14 protein-coding genes and 2 tRNA genes are annotated in these 19658 nt (G+C 58.6%); 10 read left to right on the plus strand and 6 right to left on the minus strand.

Annotation, left to right across the window (positions count from 1 at the left end):
* Nucleotides 1-81: 81 nt before the first annotated feature.
* From ptrA to recD, 3 genes are read left to right on the plus strand one after another with little or no spacing between them, the layout of a single operon-like run.
* Nucleotides 82-2970, plus strand: coding sequence for a pitrilysin (ptrA, locus tag AACV31_RS16730; RefSeq protein ID WP_165155297.1), 2889 nt, complete (start codon nt 82-84; stop codon nt 2968-2970).
* A complete protein-coding gene (gene recB, locus AACV31_RS16735) occupies nt 2967-6509 on the plus strand; it encodes an exodeoxyribonuclease V subunit beta (protein WP_165155295.1) in 3543 nt (1180 codons plus the stop codon). The genes ptrA and recB overlap by 4 nt, the downstream gene beginning before the upstream one ends.
* The gene (recD, locus tag AACV31_RS16740) at nt 6506-8341 is read left to right on the plus strand and encodes an exodeoxyribonuclease V subunit alpha (RefSeq protein WP_165155293.1); all 1836 of its coding nucleotides are present in this window, start codon (nt 6506-6508) and stop codon (nt 8339-8341) included. The genes recB and recD overlap by 4 nt, the downstream gene beginning before the upstream one ends.
* 39 nt (nt 8342-8380) lie before the next feature.
* On the opposite strand, the gene argA is transcribed toward recD, so the two are convergent.
* Complete coding sequence (argA, locus tag AACV31_RS16745; protein ID WP_007763759.1) at nt 8381-9712, minus strand: amino-acid N-acetyltransferase; 1332 nt, start codon at nt 9710-9712, stop codon at nt 8381-8383.
* A gap of 227 nt (nt 9713-9939) precedes the next feature.
* On the opposite strand from argA, the gene amiC reads away from it, so the two are divergent.
* On the plus strand, nt 9940-11193 hold the full coding sequence (gene amiC, locus AACV31_RS16750; protein WP_015742323.1) for an N-acetylmuramoyl-L-alanine amidase AmiC: 1254 nt from the start codon (nt 9940-9942) through the stop codon (nt 11191-11193).
* 90 nt (nt 11194-11283) lie between these two features.
* Here the strand turns inward: amiC and AACV31_RS16755 are convergent.
* A tRNA-Met gene (locus AACV31_RS16755) sits at nt 11284-11360 on the minus strand.
* Between the two features lie 41 nt (nt 11361-11401).
* Nucleotides 11402-11478, minus strand: a tRNA-Met gene (locus tag AACV31_RS16760).
* 203 nt (nt 11479-11681) lie between these two features.
* On the opposite strand from AACV31_RS16760, the gene mltA reads away from it, so the two are divergent.
* Together mltA and tcdA are read left to right on the plus strand one after the other, a co-directional pair.
* Nucleotides 11682-12779: a murein transglycosylase A gene (gene mltA / locus AACV31_RS16765; RefSeq protein WP_105537495.1), complete on the plus strand. Its 1098-nt coding sequence runs from the start codon at nt 11682-11684 to the stop codon at nt 12777-12779.
* A 109-nt stretch (nt 12780-12888) separates the two neighbouring features.
* Nucleotides 12889-13698 carry a tRNA cyclic N6-threonylcarbamoyladenosine(37) synthase TcdA gene (gene tcdA, locus AACV31_RS16770; RefSeq protein ID WP_007777796.1) on the plus strand — a complete coding sequence of 270 codons (810 nt, stop codon included), beginning with the start codon at nt 12889-12891 and terminating at the stop codon, nt 13696-13698.
* Here tcdA and csdE read toward each other — a convergent pair whose 3' ends face one another.
* The gene (gene csdE, locus AACV31_RS16775) at nt 13699-14142 is read right to left on the minus strand and encodes a cysteine desulfurase sulfur acceptor subunit CsdE (RefSeq protein WP_015742320.1); all 444 of its coding nucleotides are present in this window, start codon (nt 14140-14142) and stop codon (nt 13699-13701) included.
* Nucleotides 14143-15348 (minus strand): cysteine desulfurase CsdA, encoded by a 1206-nt coding sequence (gene csdA, locus AACV31_RS16780; protein WP_165156765.1) that lies wholly within the window; start codon nt 15346-15348, stop codon nt 14143-14145.
* A 192-nt stretch (nt 15349-15540) separates the two neighbouring features.
* Between csdA and AACV31_RS16785 the strand changes: the two genes are divergently transcribed.
* The 4 genes from AACV31_RS16785 (at nt 15541) to rlmM (ending at nt 18567) form a co-directional block, all read left to right on the plus strand.
* The gene (locus tag AACV31_RS16785) at nt 15541-15768 is read left to right on the plus strand and encodes a YgdI/YgdR family lipoprotein (protein ID WP_004385389.1); all 228 of its coding nucleotides are present in this window, start codon (nt 15541-15543) and stop codon (nt 15766-15768) included.
* Between the two features lie 347 nt (nt 15769-16115).
* A complete protein-coding gene (gene gcvA, locus AACV31_RS16790; RefSeq protein WP_007763727.1) occupies nt 16116-17033 on the plus strand; it encodes a glycine cleavage system transcriptional regulator GcvA in 918 nt (305 codons plus the stop codon).
* A 45-nt stretch (nt 17034-17078) separates the two neighbouring features.
* Nucleotides 17079-17474 (plus strand): DUF423 domain-containing protein, encoded by a 396-nt coding sequence (locus AACV31_RS16795; protein ID WP_007701398.1) that lies wholly within the window; start codon nt 17079-17081, stop codon nt 17472-17474.
* On the plus strand, nt 17467-18567 hold the full coding sequence (gene rlmM / locus AACV31_RS16800) for a 23S rRNA (cytidine(2498)-2'-O)-methyltransferase RlmM (RefSeq protein ID WP_165156763.1): 1101 nt from the start codon (nt 17467-17469) through the stop codon (nt 18565-18567). Before AACV31_RS16795 ends, rlmM begins: the two co-directional genes overlap by 8 nt.
* Nucleotides 18568-18887: 320 nt before the next feature.
* Here the strand turns inward: rlmM and xni are convergent, their stop codons facing one another.
* On the minus strand, nt 18888-19637 hold the full coding sequence (xni, locus tag AACV31_RS16805; protein WP_165156761.1) for a flap endonuclease Xni: 750 nt from the start codon (nt 19635-19637) through the stop codon (nt 18888-18890).
* Between the last annotated feature and the right edge of the window lie 21 nt (nt 19638-19658).

The following is a 19658-nucleotide window of genomic DNA, read 5'->3' on the forward strand; positions in this document are numbered from 1 at the left end:
TGTAACGTTCTCATGAGAAGGACGTGGCCGCGCGCCGCTTGTTAATGATGAATAGTAGAAGCAGTCATGAGAGGTTTATTGATGCCTGGATGTCGTAACTGGTACAAAGCGCTGTTGATCTGCATGGCCTTCTGGGCCCCCTTGTCTCAGGCCGACACGGGCTGGCAACCGCTGAAAGAAACGATCCGCAAAAGCGATCGTGATAACCGGGAATACCAGGCTATCCGCCTCGATAACGGGATGGTGGTTTTACTGGTCTGCGATCCTCAAGCCGTAAAGTCGCTCTCCGCGCTGGTGCTGCCGGTGGGGTCGCTGGAAGATCCCGACGATCATCTGGGGCTCGCGCACTATCTTGAGCACATGACGCTCATGGGCTCGCAAAAATACCCCGAGCCCGACAGCCTGGCGGAATACCTGAAGCTCCACGGCGGCAGCCATAACGCCAGCACGGCGCCTTACCGCACCGCCTGGTATCTTGAAGTAGAGAATGATGCGCTCGACGGGGCGATGGACAGGCTCGCGGATGCGATTGCCGCGCCAAAACTGGATAAAACCTACGCTGAACGTGAACGTAACGCTGTGAATGCCGAATTAACCATGGCGCGTGCGCGTGATGGCATGCGTATGGCGCAGATCAGCGCCGAAACGCTGAACCCGGCGCATCCGGGCGCGCGTTTCTCCGGCGGCAATCTGGAGACGCTGCGTGACAAACCGGGCAGCCCGCTGCATCAGGCGCTGGTGGGGTTCCGGGATAAGTATTACTCCGCCAACATTATGAAAGCGGTGGTATACAGCAATCGTCCGTTGCCGGAACTGGCCCGCATGGCTGCTAACACCTGGGGGCGGGTGCCGAATAAAAATCTGTCGGCGCCAGAGATCACCACGCCTGTCGTTACGCCAGCACAGCAGGGGATTTTTATTCACTATGTCCCGGTACAGCCGCTTAAGGCGCTGCGCGTGGAGTTTCGCATTGATAACAACAGCGACAAATTCCGTAGCAAAACCGACGAACTGATCGGCTATATGATAGGCAGCCGAAGCCCTGGCACGTTATCAGACTGGCTGCAAAAAGAAGGGCTTGCCGAAAGCGTCAGGGCAGATTCCGATCCGGTTGTCGCCGGGAACAGCGGCGTGATGGTTATTTCCGTCTCGCTGACGGATAAAGGACTCGCGCAGCGCGACAACGTCGTGGCGGCCATCTTCCGTTATCTCCAGATGCTGCGCGACAACGGCATCGACAAACGCTATTTCACCGAGCTTTCTCATGTGCTGGATCTCGATTTCCGCTATCCCTCCATCACGCGGGACATGAACTATGTCGAGTGGCTGGCGGACAGCATGCTGCGCGTGCCCGTTGAGCATACGCTTGATGTCGTGAATATTGCTGACCGGTTTGATCCCGAGGCGGTGAAAGCGCGCCTTGCCATGATGACGCCGGAAAACGCGCGTATCTGGTATATCAGCTCTGACGAACCGCACAACAAAACGGCTTACTTTGTTGGCGCGCCTTATCAGGTCGAGAAAATCCCGGCGGCAACGCTAAAACAGTGGCAGACCCTTGGGCAGAAGATTGCGCTCACGCTGCCTGAGCCAAATCCGTATATTCCGAGCGATTTCAGCCTGATTAAACCGCAGAAGCCGTATGCGTACCCTAAACTGCTGGTGCAGGATCCTGAACTGCGCGTGCTCTATATGCCAAGCCGCTATTTCGCCAGCGAGCCGAGAGCGGATATCACGCTGGTGCTGCGTAATGAGCAGGCGATGAACAGCGCGAAAAACCAGGTGTTGTTCGCGCTGAATGATTACCTGGCCGGGATTGCGCTTGATCAACTGAGTAATCAGGCGTCCGTCGGCGGCATTAGTTTCTCCAGCAGCGCCAACAGCGGGCTGATGATTAGCGCGAATGGCTACACCCAGCATTTACGTAAGCTGTTCCTGACCCTGCTGGACGGCTATTTCAGCTATGAGCCCACCGAGGATCAACTGGCGCAGGCGAAATCCTGGTATAAGCAGATGCTGGCGTCGGCGGAACAGGGCAAAGCTTACGATCAGGCCATCATGCCGGTACAAATGGTGTCTCAGGTGCCGTATTTCCAGCGTGAAGCGCGCCGCGCCTTGTTGCCGGAAATAACGCTTAAGGACATCCTCGCTTATCGCGAGAGCCTGAAAACCCATGCTCGCGCGGAGTTTCTCGTGGTCGGCAACCTGGCCCCTGAGCAGGTGAAAAATTTCACCCAGGATGCGGTACGCCAGTTGGGGCTTAAAGGGAAAAGCTGGACGCGCACCCGGGATGTCAGCGTTGAGAAAACGCAGCAGGCCATTTTTAACAAAGCAGGCAGCAGCACCGATTCCGCGCTGGCCGCGCTGTTTGTGCCTGTCGGCTATAACGAGGCCGCCAGCTCCGCCTGTAGCGCCATGCTTGGGCAGATTGTTTCACCCTGGTTTTATAACCAACTACGCACGCAGGAACAGTTAGGTTACGCGGTCTTCGCCTTCCCGATGCCGGTAGGGCGTCAGTGGGGGATTGGGTTCCTGCTGCAAAGCAGCGAAAAGCAGCCGGATTTCCTCTGGAAGCGCTATCAGGCTTTCTTCCCGGAGGTCGAGTCGCGGCTTCGCGCGCTGAACGCGCAGGATTTTGCGCATATTCAGCAAAGTATCATCAACGATATGCAACAGGCCCCGCAGACTCTGGGCGAAGAAGCCTCGCAGGTCAGTAAAGACTTCGATCGGGATAATTTAAATTTCGATTCTCGTGATAAAGTTGTGGCCGAAATCAGACAACTGACGCCGCAAAAACTGGCCGACTTTTTCCATCAGGCTGTACTTGCCCGACAGGGCATGACGATCCTCTCGCAGGTCTCCGGCAGCCAGAGCCCGCAGGCGCATTATGCGGCGCCTGAAGGATGGCCTGTATATCAAAACGTCAGCGACCTGCAACAATCTTTACCGCTTCTGAGTGATACGCAATGACCGATGAGCCCGCAGCGTCCCTTGATCCCCTCCGCTTGCCCTTAACGGGCGAGCGGTTGATAGAAGCCTCTGCCGGCACCGGGAAAACCTATACCATCGCAGCGCTGTATCTGCGCCTGCTGTTAGGGCTGGGCGGCGAGGCGGCTCACCCGCGCCCCTTAACCGTCGAAGAGCTACTGGTCGTGACCTTTACCGAGGCCGCGACGGAAGAGCTGCGCGGGCGTATCCGCAGCAATATTCACGAGCTACGTGTGGCCTGCCTGCGAGAGCGCACCGACGATCCGCTCTACCAGCGGCTGCTGGACGAAATTCCGGATAAAGCGCTGGCGGCCCGTACGCTGATGCTGGCGGAGCGACAGATAGACGAGGCGGCCATCTTTACCATTCACGGTTTCTGCCAGCGGATGCTAAGCCTGAACGCGTTTGAATCCGGGATGCCATTCGAGCAGCAGTTAATCGAAGACGAGTCGCTGCTCCGTTATCAGGCCTGCGCCGATTTCTGGCGTCGTCACTGTTACCCGCTGGCCAAGCCGCTGGCGCGCGTGGTCTGTGAACAGTGGGATGGTCCGGAGTCGCTGCTGCGTGATGTAAACAGCTTTTTGCATGGCGAAGTGCCGAAGATTAAAACCCCGCCGCCGGATGACGAAACGATTGAGTCGCGCTATGAAAACGCGATTGCGCGTATTGACGAGGTTAAAGCGCTGTGGCGTGAAAACGCCGCTGACCTGGCGGCGCTGATTCAAAATTCGGGCGTCGATAAGCGCAGCTACAGCAGCCGTTACCTGCCTGCCTGGCTTGACCAGGTGGCCGCCTGGGCGCAGGAAGAAACCACTTCCTGGCAACTGCCGGCCGCGCTTGAAAAATTTGCCCAGAGCACGCTGCTTGAGAAGACCAAAAAAGGCGACGCGCCGCGCCATGCGGTGTTTGATGCTATCGATGCCCTGCTGGCGGAGCCTTTTACCATTCGCGATTTACTGATCGCCAGAGCGATGGCGGAAATCCGCGATACCGTCGCGAAGGAGAAGCGCCGCCGCGGCGAGCTGGGCTTTGACGACATGCTAAGCCGCCTCGACGAGGCGCTGAATCAGCCTGGCGGAGAGGCGCTGGCGGCGGCGATCCGCACGCGTTATCCGGCGGCGATGATCGATGAATTTCAGGATACTGACCCGCAGCAGTACCGTATTTTCCGCCGTATCTGGCTGGGCCAGCAAGAGACTACGTTGCTGCTAATTGGCGATCCGAAACAGGCGATTTACGCGTTTCGTGGCGCGGATATCTTTACCTACATGCGAGCCCGCGGCGAAGTGAACGCTCACTACACGCTTGATACTAACTGGCGTTCGGCGCCGGGGATGGTAGAGAGCGTGAACCGCATGTTCAGCCAGATGGATAACGCGTTTATGTTCCGCGATATCCCGTTCCTCGCGGTAAAGCCTGCCGCGCGTAACCAGTCGCTGCGTTTTACCTTCGCCGGGAAAACCCAGCCCGCCATGACGCTGTGGCTCATGGAAGGCGATGGCGCAGGAGTAAGTGATTACCAACAAACTATGGCGCGCGTCTGCGCCGGGCAGATCCGCGACTGGTTAAGCGCGGGCATGAAAGGTGAAGCGCTGTTGTGGCGCGAAGACCGGGCAAGGCCGGTTCAGGCGTCAGACATCACGGTGCTGGTACGTAACCGCATCGAAGCGAATCTGGTCCGCGAGGCGCTGAACGCGCTTAACATTCCCTCTGTTTATCTCTCTAACCGCGACAGCGTCTTCGCCACTCAGGAGGCGCTGGAGATGCTCTGGCTGTTGCAGGCCGTACTGGCGCCGGAGGTGGAGACGAGACTTCGCAGCGCGCTGGCGGCAAGTATGCTGGGGCTGGATGCGCCTGCGATTGAGGCGCTCAATGAAAATGAAAACGCCTGGGACGCGCTGGTAGAAGAGTTCGACGGCTACCGACAGATCTGGTTGCGGCGCGGCGTCATGCCGATGCTGCGCGCCCTGATGACGCACCGGCAGGTGGCGGAAAACCTGCTCGCCACGCCCGGCGGCGAGCGCAGGCTGACGGATATTCTCCACCTGAGCGAACTGCTGCAGGAGGCTTCCGCGCAGGCCGACAGCGAATATGCGCTGGTGCGCTGGTTAGCCCAGCATATCGCCGAGCCGGACGCCAGCGCCTCAAGCCAGCAGTTGCGTCTGGAAAGCGACAAACATCTGGTTCAGGTGGTGACCATTCATAAATCGAAAGGTCTGGAATATCCGCTGGTCTGGCTGCCCTTTATCGCTGACTTCCGCGAGCAGCGGCAGGCCTTTTACCACGATCGCGAGACGTTCGCGCCGATGCTTGATCTCAGCAATGCCGAAGAGAGTCTGGAACTGGCGGAGATGGAGCGGCTGGCGGAAGATTTACGTCTGCTTTATGTGGCGCTGACGCGCTCCATCTGGCATTGCAGCCTCGGCGTGGCCCCGCTGTTTCGCCGTCGCGGCGCGAAAGAGGGCGAAACCGATCTGCACCGCAGCGCGCTCGGCAGACTGATTCAAAAAGGCGAAGCGCTGGATGCGAACGGCCTGCGTCGCTGTATCGAGGCATTGTGCGATGAACATCTGGCGCTGGCGATCCCCGGCGAGCCGGACAATACGCCCTGGATGCCGCCGGAGTCGGCTCCGCCGACGCTTGCCGCGCGCGAACTGCAACGACGTATCGTCGATGAATGGCGCGTCACCAGTTATTCAGGCTTGCAGCAACACGGCGCGGCTCGTGCGCTGGATCTGCTGCCGAAGCTGGATCTGGACGGCGCAGGCGCGCGGGACGTGCCCGACGAGCCGGTAATGTCGCCGCATACATTTCCGCGCGGCGCGTCGCCCGGCACCTTTCTGCACAGCCTCTTTGAAACGCTCGACTTCACCCAGCCGGTGTCGCCGGAGTGGATGTCGCAGCAATTGCAACTGGGTGGCTTCGATGACGCCTGGCAGCCGGTACTGAGCCGCTGGATTGATGACGTGCTGAGCGCGCCGCTCAACGAGACCGGCGTGTCGCTGAATCAGCTTGGCGCCAGAGACAAACAGGTCGAACTGGAGTTTTACGTACCGATTGACGCCGCGCTGCGTCCTGATGCGCTGGACGCGCTAATCCGCGAGCATGACCCGCTTTCCGCACAGTGCCCGCCGCTCGATTTCCGTCAGGTGCGCGGCATGCTGAAAGGCTTTATCGATCTGGTTTTCCGCTGGCAGGGGCGTTACTACCTGCTGGATTATAAATCCAACTGGCTGGGCGACAGCCCGCAGGCTTATACCTTTGAGGCGATGTCGCAGGCGATGCAGACGCACCGCTACGATCTGCAATATCAGCTGTACACGCTGGCGCTGCACCGCTACTTGCGCCATCGCCTGCCGGATTATGATTATCAGCGCCACTTCGGTGGCGTGATTTACCTGTTTTTGCGCGGCGTAACGAAAGAGGATGCCCGTCAGGGCATCTTTACCACGCGCCCTGCGCAGGCGCTGGTCACCGCCATGGACGCGCTGTTTGCCGGCGCGGAGGAGAAAGCGTCATGAAAATGCATCAACTGATCCAGCAGGCCGTCGTGCAAAAGCTCCTGCGCCCGCTGGATGCCCAGTTTGCGATGATGGTGGCAAGCGATGAAGAACCCGCGGTGATGCTCGCCGCCGCGCTGGTCAGCCGCGACGCCGGAGAAGGGCATGTCTGCCTGCCGGTCTCCCGGCTGTGTGTGGCGCACTGCTTCGCCGGGCGTCACGATGAAATGGCGCAGAGGCTGTTTGAGGCCGCGGGCAACCCGGACGACTGGCGATCTCTGCTGCTGAACTCGCCCGCGGTCAGCGAGGACGATGCGCCGACGCCGCTGAAGCTTATCGACGAGCGTCTGTACCTGAACCGTATGTGGCGTCATGAGATGGCGGTCGCGTCGTTTTTCCGTGAGCGCAACCACCGTATTGAACTGGAAGAGGCGCGCCTGAGCAGCGTGCTGGCGGCGCTTTTTGGCCCGCCAGGCGATGAAGTGGACTGGCAGAAAGTCGCGGCGGCGGTCGCATTGACCCGCCGCATCGCGGTGATTTCCGGCGGGCCGGGAACCGGGAAAACCACCACAGTGGCGAAACTGCTGGCGGCCATGGTTCAGCTCTGCGATGAAAAGCTGCCGCGTATTCGTCTGGCGGCGCCTACCGGTAAAGCGGCGGCGCGCCTGACGGAATCGCTTGGCGCCGCGCTGCGCCGTTTGCCGCTGAGCGACGCGCAGAAAAACGCGCTGCCGGAAGAAGCCAGCACGCTGCACCGCCTGCTGGGCGCTCAGCCGGGCAGCCAGCGGCTGCGCTACCATGAGGGCAATCCGCTGCATCTGGATGTCCTGGTGGTGGATGAAGCCTCGATGATAGACCTGCCGATGATGGCGCGGCTTATCGCGGCGCTGCCGGAACACGCGCGGGTAATTTTTTTAGGCGATCGCGATCAGCTGGCCTCCGTCGAGGCGGGCGCTGTGCTTGGCGATATCTGCCACTATGTGAACCACGGTTTCACCGCGGAACGCGCCGCCGAACTTGGTCGCATCACGGGGTGTAACATTGGCGGTGGCAAGCCGCATCCGGCGGGAGCACTGCGCGACTGTCTGTGCCTGCTGCAGAAAAGCTATCGCTTTGGCAGCGATTCCGGCATCGGGCAGCTCGCGTTTGCGGTCAACCGCAGCGATCATCGCGCCGCCAGCGCGACGTTCAGCCGCGGCTTTGAGGATATCGCCTGTAAAACGCTGGCAGGCAACGACGACTACGCGCAGATGATCGACGAAACCCTGGCGGGCTATGAGCGGTTTTTAACGCTGGTGCGCGAGCGCGCCGAGCCGGAGGCCATTCTTGCGGCCTTCAGCGAATTTCAGATGCTCTGTGCGCTGCGCGAAGGGCCATTCGGCGTCGCCGGGCTTAACGAGCGCGTGGAGCATGCGCTGGCGCAGCGGCGACTGATCCGCCGCACGCCGCTATCGCGCTGGTATGAAGGGCGTCCGGTGATGATTTCACGCAATGACAGCGCGCTGGGGCTGTTTAACGGCGATATCGGCGTGGCGCTGGATCGGGGCGACGGCCTGCGCGTCTGGTTCCCGATGCCCGGCGGTAAGTTAAAGCCCGTGGTGCCGAGCCGTCTGCCGGATAACGACACCGCGTGGGCGATGACGGTGCATAAGTCGCAAGGTTCGGAATTCGACCATGCGGCGCTGATCCTGCCGGGGCAGTTTGCGCCGGTAGTGACGCGGGAGCTGGTCTATACAGCGATTACCCGCGCGCGGCGGCGGTTGTCGCTGTATGCGGATGAGCGGGTGCTGGAGATGGCTATCGCGACCCGAACGGAACGGCGCAGCGGCCTGATGGCCTGTTTTGAGCAGTAAGCGCGGCCCGGCAACGGCCCGGCCACGCGGTGAGGACTATCAGGTTAAATCGGCCATCAACACCTTAGAGCGACGCTGGTAGTTGTACATCTGCTTTTTACTTTCGGGCAGCAGGTCGATATCCACCGGCGCGAAACCGCGCTCCTGGAACCAGTGAATGCTGCGCGTGGTGAGCACAAAGAGTTTGGATAAGCCCATCTGTTTGGCCTGGGTTGCGATGCGCTGCAACAGCACTTCGCCGCGCGCCGAGCTGCGGTAATCCGGATGCACCGCTACACAGGCCATTTCACCGATTTTCTCTTCCGGGAACGGGTAGAGGGCGGCGCAGGCGATGGTCAGGTTATCGCGCTGGATAATCGTAAACTTATCAATTTCCATCTCCAGCTGTTCGCGCGAGCGGCGTACCAGGATGCCCTGCTGCTCAAGCGGGCGGATGAGCTCCAGAATACCGCCGATATCATTAATGGTGGCGCGGCGGATCTGTTCGGCGCTTTCCATCACGATCTGCGTACCGATACCGTCGCGGGAGAACAGCTCCTGCAACAGCGCGCCATCTTCCTGATAGCTGATGAGGTGGCAACGACGCACGCCGCTGCGACAGGCTTTTACTGCGCCGCGCAGAAAGCGCACGGTGCCGGAGTGGTAGTCGCCGACGGCTTCCAGCGTGTCGAGACGCGCTTGCGCCTCGTTCGGAAATAGCTCGGAAATAATATCGCCGTCATCGCTCATTACGCCCTGCGACGAGCAGAAACCGATCATTTTCTCGGCCTTGAGCTTAATGGCAAGCTGGGTGGCGACTTCTTCTGAGGTCAGGTTAAAGCTTTCGCCCGTCACCGAGACCGCCACCGGCCCGAGCAGCACGATAGCGCCGCTGTCGAGCTGGCGGTGAATGGCGTCTTCATCAATGCGGCGAATACGCCCGCTGTGGCAGTAATCGACGCCGTCATCCACGCCGAGCGGCTGCGCGATGATAAAGTTGCCGCTTACCACATTAATATGCGCGCCCTGCAACGGCGTATTGCCAAGGCTCATCGACAGACGGGCCGTGATGTCCAGCTGCAACAGCCCTGCCGCCTGTTTTACCAGCTCCAGCGTTTTAGCGTCGGTGACGCGGGTATGCTTGTGATAAATCGGCTCATGGTGGTGTTCGGCAAGGTTGGCGTCGATTTGCGGACGCGCGCCATAGACGACCACCAGGCGGATGCCGAGGCTGTGGAGAAGGCCTATATCGTTGACGATACTGGAAAAGTTTTCATGCTCAATGGCTTCGCCGCCGAGCATGATGACAAACGTTTTGCCCCGATGGGCATTAATATAGGGAACAGAATGGCGGAATCCCTGGACCAGTTCAGTTCGACGCTCCTTCACCACGGCAAAACCTCTCAGTGAATGGTTATTCGTAATTTGTGTATTTTTATTCTTTTATTATCCCATGCGCAAGTGGCAATTTTATGGCGGCGGCGCGTCATTACCGCGAACGTACGCCGCCAAAGGCATTTGTTTACCCTTTTATAGATGACAGTTTCGATACCATTCGCTAAAGTTTTTGGCCATTTTGGTCGTATGTTGAGTTATTCGCATTAATGCTCGGGAGTGGCATGTCAGGTTCCAGTCATCTTTTTAGTCGTCGTCAGCTGTTACAGGGCGCGGGGGCGATGTGGTTATTGAGCGTCAGTCAGGCGGGCCTGGCTGCGTCGGGCCAGGTTATCGCGGTGCGCGTCTGGCCGGCTTCCGCCTATACCCGCGTGACGCTGGAATCTAACCGTGTGCTGAAGTATCGGCAGTTTGCGCTGAGCAACCCGGAACGTATCGTGGTGGATCTCGAAGGCGTCAACCTGAACGCGGTCCTGAAAGGCGTGGGCAACCAGATCCGCGTCGACGATCCCTTTATTAAATCCGCCCGCGTCGGTCAGTTTGATCCAAAAACCGTGCGCATGGTGTTTGAGCTGAAGAAAAACGTCACGCCGCATCTGTTTGCGCTGGCGCCGGTCGCCGAGTTCCGCGAGCGTCTGGTTATCGATCTCTACCCGGCCAACGGGACAAACGATCAGGATCCGCTGCTGGCGCTACTTGAAGATTACAACAAGGGCGAGCTGGATAAACAGGTGCCGCCCGCCACCAGCGGGCCGCAGCCGGGCAAAGCGGGGCGCGATCGTCCGATTGTCATTATGATTGACCCCGGCCACGGCGGCGAAGACCCTGGCGCGATTGGCAAAAATAAGACGCGTGAGAAAGATGTGGTACTGCAAATCGCCCGCCGCCTGCGCGCGCTGATTGAACGTGAAGCCAATATGAAGGCATTCATGACGCGCAACGAAGATATCTTTATTCCGCTTAAAGTGCGCGTGGCCAAGGCCCAGAAGCAGCGCGCGGATCTGTTTGTGTCTATTCACGCCGATGCCTTTACCAGCCGCGCCGCGCGCGGTTCTTCCGTCTTTGCGCTCTCGACCAAAGGCGCAACCAGTACGGCTGCGAAATATCTGGCGCAAACCCAGAACGCCGCTGACCTGATGGGGGGCGTGAGTAAAAGCGGGGACGTTTACCTCGATCACACCATGTTTGATATGGTGCAGTCGCTGACTATCTCTGACAGCCTGAAATTCGGCAAAGAGGTGTTAGGGCGTCTTGGACGGGTAAACAAGCTGCATAAGAATAAAGTGGATCAGGCGGGCTTCGCCGTGCTGAAAGCGCCGGATATTCCGTCCATTCTGGTGGAAACCGCGTTTATCAGTAATGAAGAGGAAGAGCGTAAGCTTCGCACCGCGACATTCCAGCAGGAAGTGGCGGAGTCGATTCTCGCAGGGATCAAAGCTTACTTCGCCGATGGCGGGACGCTGGCAAGGCGCGGATAACGCGCCTTTTTGCCTTGCCGGGACAGAATAGTACAGGGGAATGGCTGAATAGCGGACATAAAAAAACACCCGTCAGGGTGTTCATTTTATTGGTTGCGGGGGCCGGATTTGAACCGACGACCTTCGGGTTATGAGCCCGACGAGCTACCAGGCTGCTCCACCCCGCGTCCGTCTTACTTCTTCACATTGTCGCGCCGTGCGCGTTAATTGGTTGCGGGGGCCGGATTTGAACCGACGACCTTCGGGTTATGAGCCCGACGAGCTACCAGGCTGCTCCACCCCGCGTCCGTGGAAGCGCACTATACTCTGCTGAGCTTTCGATGCAACCTTTTTTTAAAACAATAAGCTGAATCGGCGTCAGCTTGTCGAAATATTATCCGCCTTGATGATTCTTTAATCCCGATGCCTGTCTGAAGGGGCTTATGCGTTTCCTTGCGCCCGCCGGTTTGCTATCTTCGCCTGCGGATAGCGCAATTGCGGAGAGAGTCATGAAAGGACGTTGGGCAAAATATCTGGCGGCAGGGGCGATGATCGCGCTGCTTTCCGCCTGTTCCTCCAAACCGACCGATCGCGGTCAGCAATATAAAGACGGCAAGTTTACGCAGCCGTTTTCGCTGGTAAACCAGCCGGACGCCGTTGGCGCGCCGATTAACGCCGGAGATTTCTCCGAACAGGTCGCGGCTATTCGCAGCGCCTCGCCACGTCTTTTTGGCTCTCAAAGCAACGTGTATAACGCCGTGCAGGAGTGGCTGCGCGCCGGTGGCGATACCCGCTCGCTGCGTCAGTTCGGCATCGACGCCTGGCAGATGGAAGGGGCGGATAATTACGGTAACGTCCAGTTCACGGGCTATTACACGCCGGTGGTGCAGGCGCGCTATACCCGTCAGGGCGAGTTCCAGTACCCGATTTACCGTATGCCGCCGAAACGCGGGCGTCTGCCGTCGCGCGCCGAGATTTATTCCGGCGCGCTCAGCGACAGTTATGTGCTCGCGTACAGCAATTCGCTGATGGATAACTTCATTATGGATGTGCAGGGCAGCGGCTATATCGATTTCGGCGATGGTCGTCCGCTGAACTTCTTCGCCTATTCCGGGAAAAACGGTCATCCGTACCGCAGCATCGGCAAGGTGCTTATCGATCGCGGCGAAGTGAAGCGTGAAGATATGTCGATGCAGGCGATTCGCCACTGGGGCGAAACCCACAGTGAGCAGGAAGTGCGCGCGCTGCTGGAAGAGAACCCGTCTTTCGTCTTCTTTAAACCGCAAAACTACGCGCCGGTGAAAGGCGCAAGCGGCGTGCCGCTGATTGGCCGCGCGTCGGTGGCGTCTGACCGCTCGATTATCCCGGCTGGCACCACGCTGCTGGCGGAAGTGCCGCTGCTGGACAATAACGGTAAGTTCAACGGACAATATGAGCTCAGGTTGATGGTGGCGCTGGATGTCGGCGGCGCGATTAAAGGCCAACATTTCGATATTTATCAGGGCATCGGCCCGGACGCCGGTCACCGCGCAGGCTGGTATAATCACTACGGCCGCGTCTGGGTGCTGAAAACCGCGCCGGGCGCCGGCAACGTGTTCAGCGGCTGATTATGCTATTCTGAGCATCCTGTCGCCCGGCGGCGTTACGCCAGCCGGGCCTGCGGATTACTGAGCAAGGGTGAGGGAGAACTCTCACCCTTTTTACATCTGAGGTTTTATGGCTGTAGTTATCACAGACGCCTGGCGCAGCCGCTTTGGCGGCACGGCCCGTTTATATGGCGAAGCCGCGTTGCAGCTCTTTGCCGACGCGCATGTCTGCGTGGTGGGTATTGGCGGCGTCGGCTCATGGGCTGCGGAAGCGCTGGCGCGCACCGGTATCGGCGCGATTACGCTTATCGATATGGATGACGTGTGCGTCACCAATACCAATCGTCAGATCCATGCGCTGCGCGACACGGTAGGACAGGCGAAATCGGAGGTGATGGCCGAACGTATTCGCCAGATCAACCCGGAGTGCCGCATTACCGTGGTAGATGATTTCGTCACTGTCGATAATGTGGCGCAATACATGAACGCCGGGTTTAGCTATGTCATCGACGCTATCGACAGCGTGCGGCCAAAAGCGGCGCTGATTGCTTACTGCCGTCGCAACAAAATCCCGCTGGTGACCACCGGCGGCGCGGGCGGGCAGACCGATCCGACGCAAATTCAGGTGGTCGATCTCGCCAAAACGATTCAGGACCCGCTGGCCGCGAAACTGCGCGAGCGGCTGAAGAGTGATTTTGGCGTGGTGAAAAACAGCAAAGGGAAGCTAGGTGTGGACTGCGTTTTCTCCACCGAGGCGCTGGTCTATCCCCAGGCTGACGGCTCGGTATGCGCGATGAAAAGCACGGCGGAAGGGCCGAAGCGCATGGACTGCGCCTCAGGCTTTGGCGCGGCCACGATGGTGACCGCCACGTTTGGTTTTGTGGCGGTATCGCATGCGCTGAAGAAAATGATGGCGAAAGCGGCGCGCAGCGCCGGGTAATCAGGCGTTGCGGGCGGCGTCCTGTACCGCCTGCGCCAGCGCCGCCAGGCCCTGGCTGCGCGATGCGCTAAGCTGGGCGCGCAGCCCTAACTCGTCAAATAACGCCAGCGGCGAGCTCTCCTGAAGTTCCTGCGGCGTTTTGCCTTCCACGGCGGTGAGTAACACCGCCAGCAACCCGCGCACGATACGCCCCTCGCTGTCGCCATAGAAGTGCAGCCCGCCGTCGGGACGCTTTTCATACCCGAGCCAGACCCGGTTTTCACAGCCGGGGATCTCCTGCGCTTCTTGCTTTAATTCCTCCGGCAGCGCCGGAAGCTGTTTGCCAAGCAGGATCAGCTGGCGATATTTATCTTCCCACTGAGTGAGCGGGCCAAACGTCTGACGCAGCGTGTCAGGGGTAATCGAAGCGCCGAACGGGTGCCCGGCCAGATAAGCAGTCGTCATTTAATCCACCAGTATGTCCAGCGCGCGGTCGATAGCGGCGATCAGCGCCTCGACGTCGCCTTGCGTGTTGTAGGGCGCGAAAGAGGCGCGCAGCGTGCCGCTGACGCCAAGCGCCGCCAGCAGCGGCTGGGCGCAGTGCTGGCCTGCGCGCAGCGCGATGCCGGACTCCGCCAGCAGCGTCACCAGATCGCTGTGGTGCACGCCGGCGAAATCAAACGCCAGCAGGCTGGAGTCCTGACAGCGAAACGAGCGAAAGCCCGGGCGTTTCGCCAGTTCCGCCTCGGCAAGCGTCGCGAGCCCGCGGCTGTAGCTTTCGGCTTTCGCCAGATCGATATTCTCAAGCCAGGCGAGCGCGGCGCTAAGGCCTGTCACGCCTGCGACATTGGGCGTCCCCGCTTCAAAGCGGTACGGCACTGGCTGCGTTTTAAAGCCGTCAAACGTCACTTCGGTCACCATTTTGCCGCCGCCCAGCCAGGGCGACATCTGCGCCAGCAGGTCGGTTTTGCCATACAGCACGCCGATGCCGGTCGGGCCGTAGAGCTTGTGGCCGGAGAAGGCGTAAAAATCGATATCCAGTTGCTGAACGTCCGGCGGGCAGTGAACCACGCCCTGCGCGCCATCCACCACCACCACCGCGCCTGCCGCATGAGCTTTTGCAATCGCATCGGCGAGATCGGGGCAGCCGCCGGTCACGTTGGACATCTGGCCCAGCGCCAGCAGGAACGTGCGTTCATTTATCAGCGTCGGGAGTAAGGCGAGATCCGGCAGGCGATCGGCGCCGAGCGGGAGTTTCACGACTTTCGCGCCGGTCAGCTCCGCCACCATCAGCCACGGCACCAGGTTTGCGTGATGCTCGGCTTCGCTGACGATAATCTCATCACCCGGCTTCAGGCGCGGACGTGCGTAGCACTGGGCGATAATGTTGATGGATTCTGTTGTGCCGCGCGTCCAGACGATATCACGGCTGTCGGGGGCATTGAGTAAGCTCGCGACGCTACCACGAGCGGCTTCGTAACGTTCGGTGAGGCGTCGGGCCTCGGCGAACTGGCTGCGGTGCACATTCCCGGCGCTCAGCGAATAGAATTGCTGGCTGGCTTCGATGACCGGCTGCGGTTTTAGCGCCGTGGCGGCGCTATCGAGATAGACGCCTGCGTCACGGAGCGCAGGAAACTGCGCACGAAAATGGGCGGGGCTGAATACTTTCATGATACTCCTCTTTCCAGTCCTTCGATCGTGGCCCATTTGACGTCGTTAAACAAGGTCATTGATAACCATCGGATAAGTCTGTTTATTCTGGCAAAGGGGAGAAAGCAGGTTATGCTGAATAGTGTTAGGTGAATATTTCAGCCTGTTTGCAGACGAAGTTTACATAGCATTAAACACTAAAGGAGAAGAACCATGAATAAACTTGCCGCTGTAGTATCAGCATGCATGATGACTTTTGCTCTGAGCGCTTGTTCCGGTCCTAACTATGTTATGCATACCAATGACGGTCGTTCGATTGTGACCGACGGGAAACCGAAAACCGATGACGATACCGGCATGATTAAATATAAAGATGCCAACGGTAACCAGCAGCAGATCAACCGTACTGACGTGAAAGAGATGGTTGCGCTGGAGAAATAATCGCGTATCGCGCAGGCAAAAAAAAAGCACCGCAAAGTGCGGTGCTACATTAATCACTATGGACAGACAGGGTAAATGTACAGGAAGTGAAAGAGTAGCTTAGCTACGATGGTCTGAATCGCAGACCAAATGCAAACACAACAACACAACATCACAACCGTAAGCCAAAAGCCCTCCAGAACTCTCATTCCTAAAGACTTTTCGTTCCGGCTCAGGAAGTGCCGCCACTATAGGTATTTGCTGGTGTAACCTCAACGGACAAATTATAATGGCTCAGATAAAAAAAACTAATGGGTGACGACTTGTTTCTCGTTTGTTAATACGCATTTACACATAAGCCAAACATCATGTCCAAGCGATTACCGCCGTTAAACGCATTACGTGTTTTTGATGCCGCCGCGCGCCATTTAAGCTTCACAAAAGCTGCCGAAGAGCTCTTTGTCACCCAGGCTGCCGTCAGCCATCAGATAAAATCGTTAGAAGATTTCCTCGGGCTGAAGTTATTCCGCCGACGCAACCGTTCTCTTCTTTTAACCGAAGAAGGGCAGAGCTATTTCCAGGACATAAAAGAGATTTTTTCTCAGTTAACGGAAGCGACGCGCAAACTCCAGGCGCGCAGCGCGAAAGGCGCGTTAACGGTCAGCCTGCTGCCGAGTTTCGCTATCCACTGGCTGGTGCCGCGGCTCTCCAGTTTTAACAGTAGCTGGCCGGGTATCGACGTGCGTATCCAGGCCGTCGACAGGCAGGAAGATAAGCTTGCCGACGACGTCGACGTGGCGATTTTTTACGGTCGCGGCAACTGGCCGGGGCTGCGGGTGGAAAAACTCTATGCCGAATATCTGCTGCCGGTTTGTTCGCCGCTGTTGCTCACGGGCGACAAGCCCTTAAAGGCGCCGGAGGATTTAGCCCGCCACACGCTTCTGCATGACGCGTCGCGCCGCGACTGGCAAACTTATACGCGCCAGCTCGGTCTCAATCATATTAATGTCCAGCAGGGGCCGATTTTCAGCCACAGCGCGATGGTGTTGCAGGCCGCCATTCACGGCCAGGGCGTGGCGCTGGCTAACAACGTAATGGCGCAGTCGGAAATTGAAGCCGGCCGCCTGGTCTGCCCGTTCAACGATGTGCTGGTGAGTAAAAATGCTTTTTACCTCGTTTGTCATGACAGCCAGGCAGAACTGGGTAAAATAGCGGCCTTTCGGCAATGGATACTGGCGAAGGCGGCGAGCGAGCAAGAAAAATTCCGTTTTCGCTATGATCAATAACGATGATTCGCGCGAATGTGTCGCGCCTTACTGTAGGGTTACATCATGACCAGCCGTTTTATGCTGATTTTCGCCTCAATCAGTGGCTTTGTTTTTGTGGCGCTGGGCGCCTTTGGCGCACACGTATTACGTAAAACGCTCGGCGTTGCGGAGATGGGCTGGATCCAGACCGGCCTTGAATATCAGGCGTTTCATACGCTGGCGATTTTAGGGCTGGCGGTCGCGATGCAGCGTCGCATCAGCATCTGGTTTTACTGGAGCAGCGTTTTCCTGGCGCTCGGCACGGTGCTTTTCAGCGGCAGCCTCTATTGTCTGGCGCTTTCTCATCTGCATTTATGGGCCTTCGTTACGCCGGTCGGCGGCGTAAGTTTTCTGGCCGGTTGGATATTAATGTTAATTGGCGCGGTGCGTCTGAAGCGTAAAGGTTCGGTTCATGAATAAGGTCATTTTGTACTGCCGTCAGGGTTTCGAGAAAGAGTGTGCGGCAGAGATAACCGACAAAGCCGCGCAGCAAGGCGTTTTTGGTTTCGCCCGCGTTAAAGAAAACAGCGCCTACGTGATTTTTGAATGCTATCAGCCGGAAGAGGCCGATAAGCTTGCCCGTGAACTGCCGTTCAGCTCGCTGATTTTCGCCCGCCAGATGTTTGTCGCAGGCGAACTGTTGCAGGATCTGCCGCCGGAGGATCGCGTGACGCCGGTCGTCGGGATGTTGCAGGGCGTGGTAGAGAAGGGCGGCGAGCTGCGCGTTGAGGTGGCGGACACCAACGAAAGCAAAGAGCTGATGAAGTTCTGCCGCAAATTCACCGTGCCGCTGCGCGCCGCGCTGCGCGAAGCGAAAGTGCTGGCGAATTTCGAAACGCCGAAACGTCCGGTGGTGCATGTGTTTTTCATCGCGCCGGGCTGCTGCTACACCGGATATTCCTATACCACTAACAACTCGCCGTTTTATATGGGCATTCCGCGCCTGAAGTTCCCGTCTGACGCGCCAAGCCGTTCGACGCTGAAACTGGAAGAGGCGTTCCATGTGTTTATTCCGGCGGATGAGTGGGATGAGCGTCTGGCGAACGGCATGTATGCGGTGGATCTGGGTGCCTGTCCTGGCGGCTGGACGTATCAGCTGGTCAAACGCAACATGTGGGTCTCGTCCGTGGATAACGGCCCGATGGCCCAGAGCCTGATGGATACCGGGCAGGTGACATGGCTGCGTGAGGATGGGTTTAAATATCGCCCGACCCGCACCAATATCACCTGGATGGTATGCGACATGGTGGAAAAACCGGCCAAAGTCGCGGCGCTGATGGCGCAGTGGCTGGTGAACGGCTGGTGCCGCGAAACCATTTTCAACCTCAAGCTGCCGATGAAAAAGCGTTATGAAGAGGTGTCGCAGAATATCGCCTCAATTCAGGCGCAGCTGGACGAGCACGGTATTAACGCGCAGATCCAGGCGCGTCAGCTGTATCACGACCGTGAAGAGGTGACCGTTCACGTGCGCCGCTGGTGGGCGGCCGTCGGCGGGCGTCGCGACGAGCGATAAGCGCGTTGCGTGGCGCATGGGTAAGTGGCGGGTGCGCTCACGCTTACCCCCCTACGGGATATGCGGTTGAATAGGTATTGTATGGCGGGTGCGCTCACGCTTACCCGCCCTACGGAATATACGGTTGAATAAGTATTGTATGGCGGGTTGCGCTTACGCTTACCCGCCCTGTGGAATATACGGTTGAATAAGTATTTTATGGCGGGTGCGCTTACGCTTACCCGCCCTACGGGATATACGGTTAAATAATTCATGTAGGGCGGGTAAGCGTAAGCGCACCCGCCTTTTTCATTAAGGCATCGACCGCCCCGCAATCACCCCTACAGCCTGAGCTGCTGCAAATTCCCGTCGAGCTGTAAATCGGTTTTCAGCGTCGCCACATCGCGGCAAATAAAGGCGCTCTCGCGGTGCGCTTCCAGCTTTTTACGCCACTTCTCCGGCACCTCATCAAGCCGCGCGTAGAGCGCCTCCAGCGTACCAAAATCGTTAATCAACTGCGTGGCGCTTTTCGGCCCAATGCCCGCGACGCCGGGTATTTTCGAACTGCTGATGCCGGCAAGCCCCCAGAAATCCGCCAGCTGGCCTGGCGCCACGCCAAACTCGTTCTCAATAAACGGGGCGTCCAGCCAGCGTTTCTGGAAATAATCGCGGATGCGGATTTCCGGACGCAAGAGCTGACAATAGCCTTTATCGGTCGACACAATCGTCGCCTCATGGCCTGCGGCCGCGACTTTCACCGCGAGCGTGGCGGCGAGATCGTCGGCCTCGTTGCCTTCGACATGCCAGCAGGGAACGCCGCGACGGGTAAACGCCTCGCGTAGCGCAGGCATCTCCTGATGCAGATCGTCTGGCATCGGCGGGCGTCCGGCTTTGTAATCGGGCAGCAACTGATGGCGCCAGCCCTGCGCGCGGGCTTCGTCGTCAAACACCGCGACGGCGTGCGTCGGCTGGCTGTTGCCAAGCAGTTGCTCCAGCGCATGCAGGCAGGTGTCCACGCACGGCGTACCCTGCACCGCGTGTATCCGGCGGATCAGGTTAAGTGCATCGACAATCAGCAAATGAACGGGCATGGCGGCATCCCTTACGAAAAT

It is taken from the genome of Cronobacter sp. EKM101R, assembly GCF_963888145.1.
Classification (GTDB): domain Bacteria; phylum Pseudomonadota; class Gammaproteobacteria; order Enterobacterales; family Enterobacteriaceae; genus Cronobacter; species Cronobacter turicensis.

Excerpts from the sequence above, each read along its gene's own strand:
- ptrA (WP_165155297.1), top strand. The coding sequence starts at position 82 with ATGCCTGGATGTCGTAACTGGTACAAAGCGCTGTTGATCTGCATGGCC.
- recB (WP_165155295.1), top strand. The coding sequence starts at position 2,967 with ATGACCGATGAGCCCGCAGCGTCCCTTGATCCCCTCCGCTTGCCCTTA.
- recD (WP_165155293.1), top strand. The coding sequence starts at position 6,506 with ATGAAAATGCATCAACTGATCCAGCAGGCCGTCGTGCAAAAGCTCCTG.
- amiC (WP_015742323.1), top strand. The coding sequence starts at position 9,940 with ATGTCAGGTTCCAGTCATCTTTTTAGTCGTCGTCAGCTGTTACAGGGC.
- mltA (WP_105537495.1), top strand. The coding sequence starts at position 11,682 with ATGAAAGGACGTTGGGCAAAATATCTGGCGGCAGGGGCGATGATCGCG.
- tcdA (WP_007777796.1), top strand. The coding sequence starts at position 12,889 with ATGGCTGTAGTTATCACAGACGCCTGGCGCAGCCGCTTTGGCGGCACG.
- csdE (WP_015742320.1), bottom strand. The coding sequence starts at position 14,142 with ATGACGACTGCTTATCTGGCCGGGCACCCGTTCGGCGCTTCGATTACC.
- csdA (WP_165156765.1), bottom strand. The coding sequence starts at position 15,348 with ATGAAAGTATTCAGCCCCGCCCATTTTCGTGCGCAGTTTCCTGCGCTC.
- AACV31_RS16785 (WP_004385389.1), top strand. The coding sequence starts at position 15,541 with ATGAATAAACTTGCCGCTGTAGTATCAGCATGCATGATGACTTTTGCT.
- gcvA (WP_007763727.1), top strand. The coding sequence starts at position 16,116 with ATGTCCAAGCGATTACCGCCGTTAAACGCATTACGTGTTTTTGATGCC.
- AACV31_RS16795 (WP_007701398.1), top strand. The coding sequence starts at position 17,079 with ATGACCAGCCGTTTTATGCTGATTTTCGCCTCAATCAGTGGCTTTGTT.
- rlmM (WP_165156763.1), top strand. The coding sequence starts at position 17,467 with ATGAATAAGGTCATTTTGTACTGCCGTCAGGGTTTCGAGAAAGAGTGT.
- xni (WP_165156761.1), bottom strand. The coding sequence starts at position 19,637 with ATGCCCGTTCATTTGCTGATTGTCGATGCACTTAACCTGATCCGCCGG.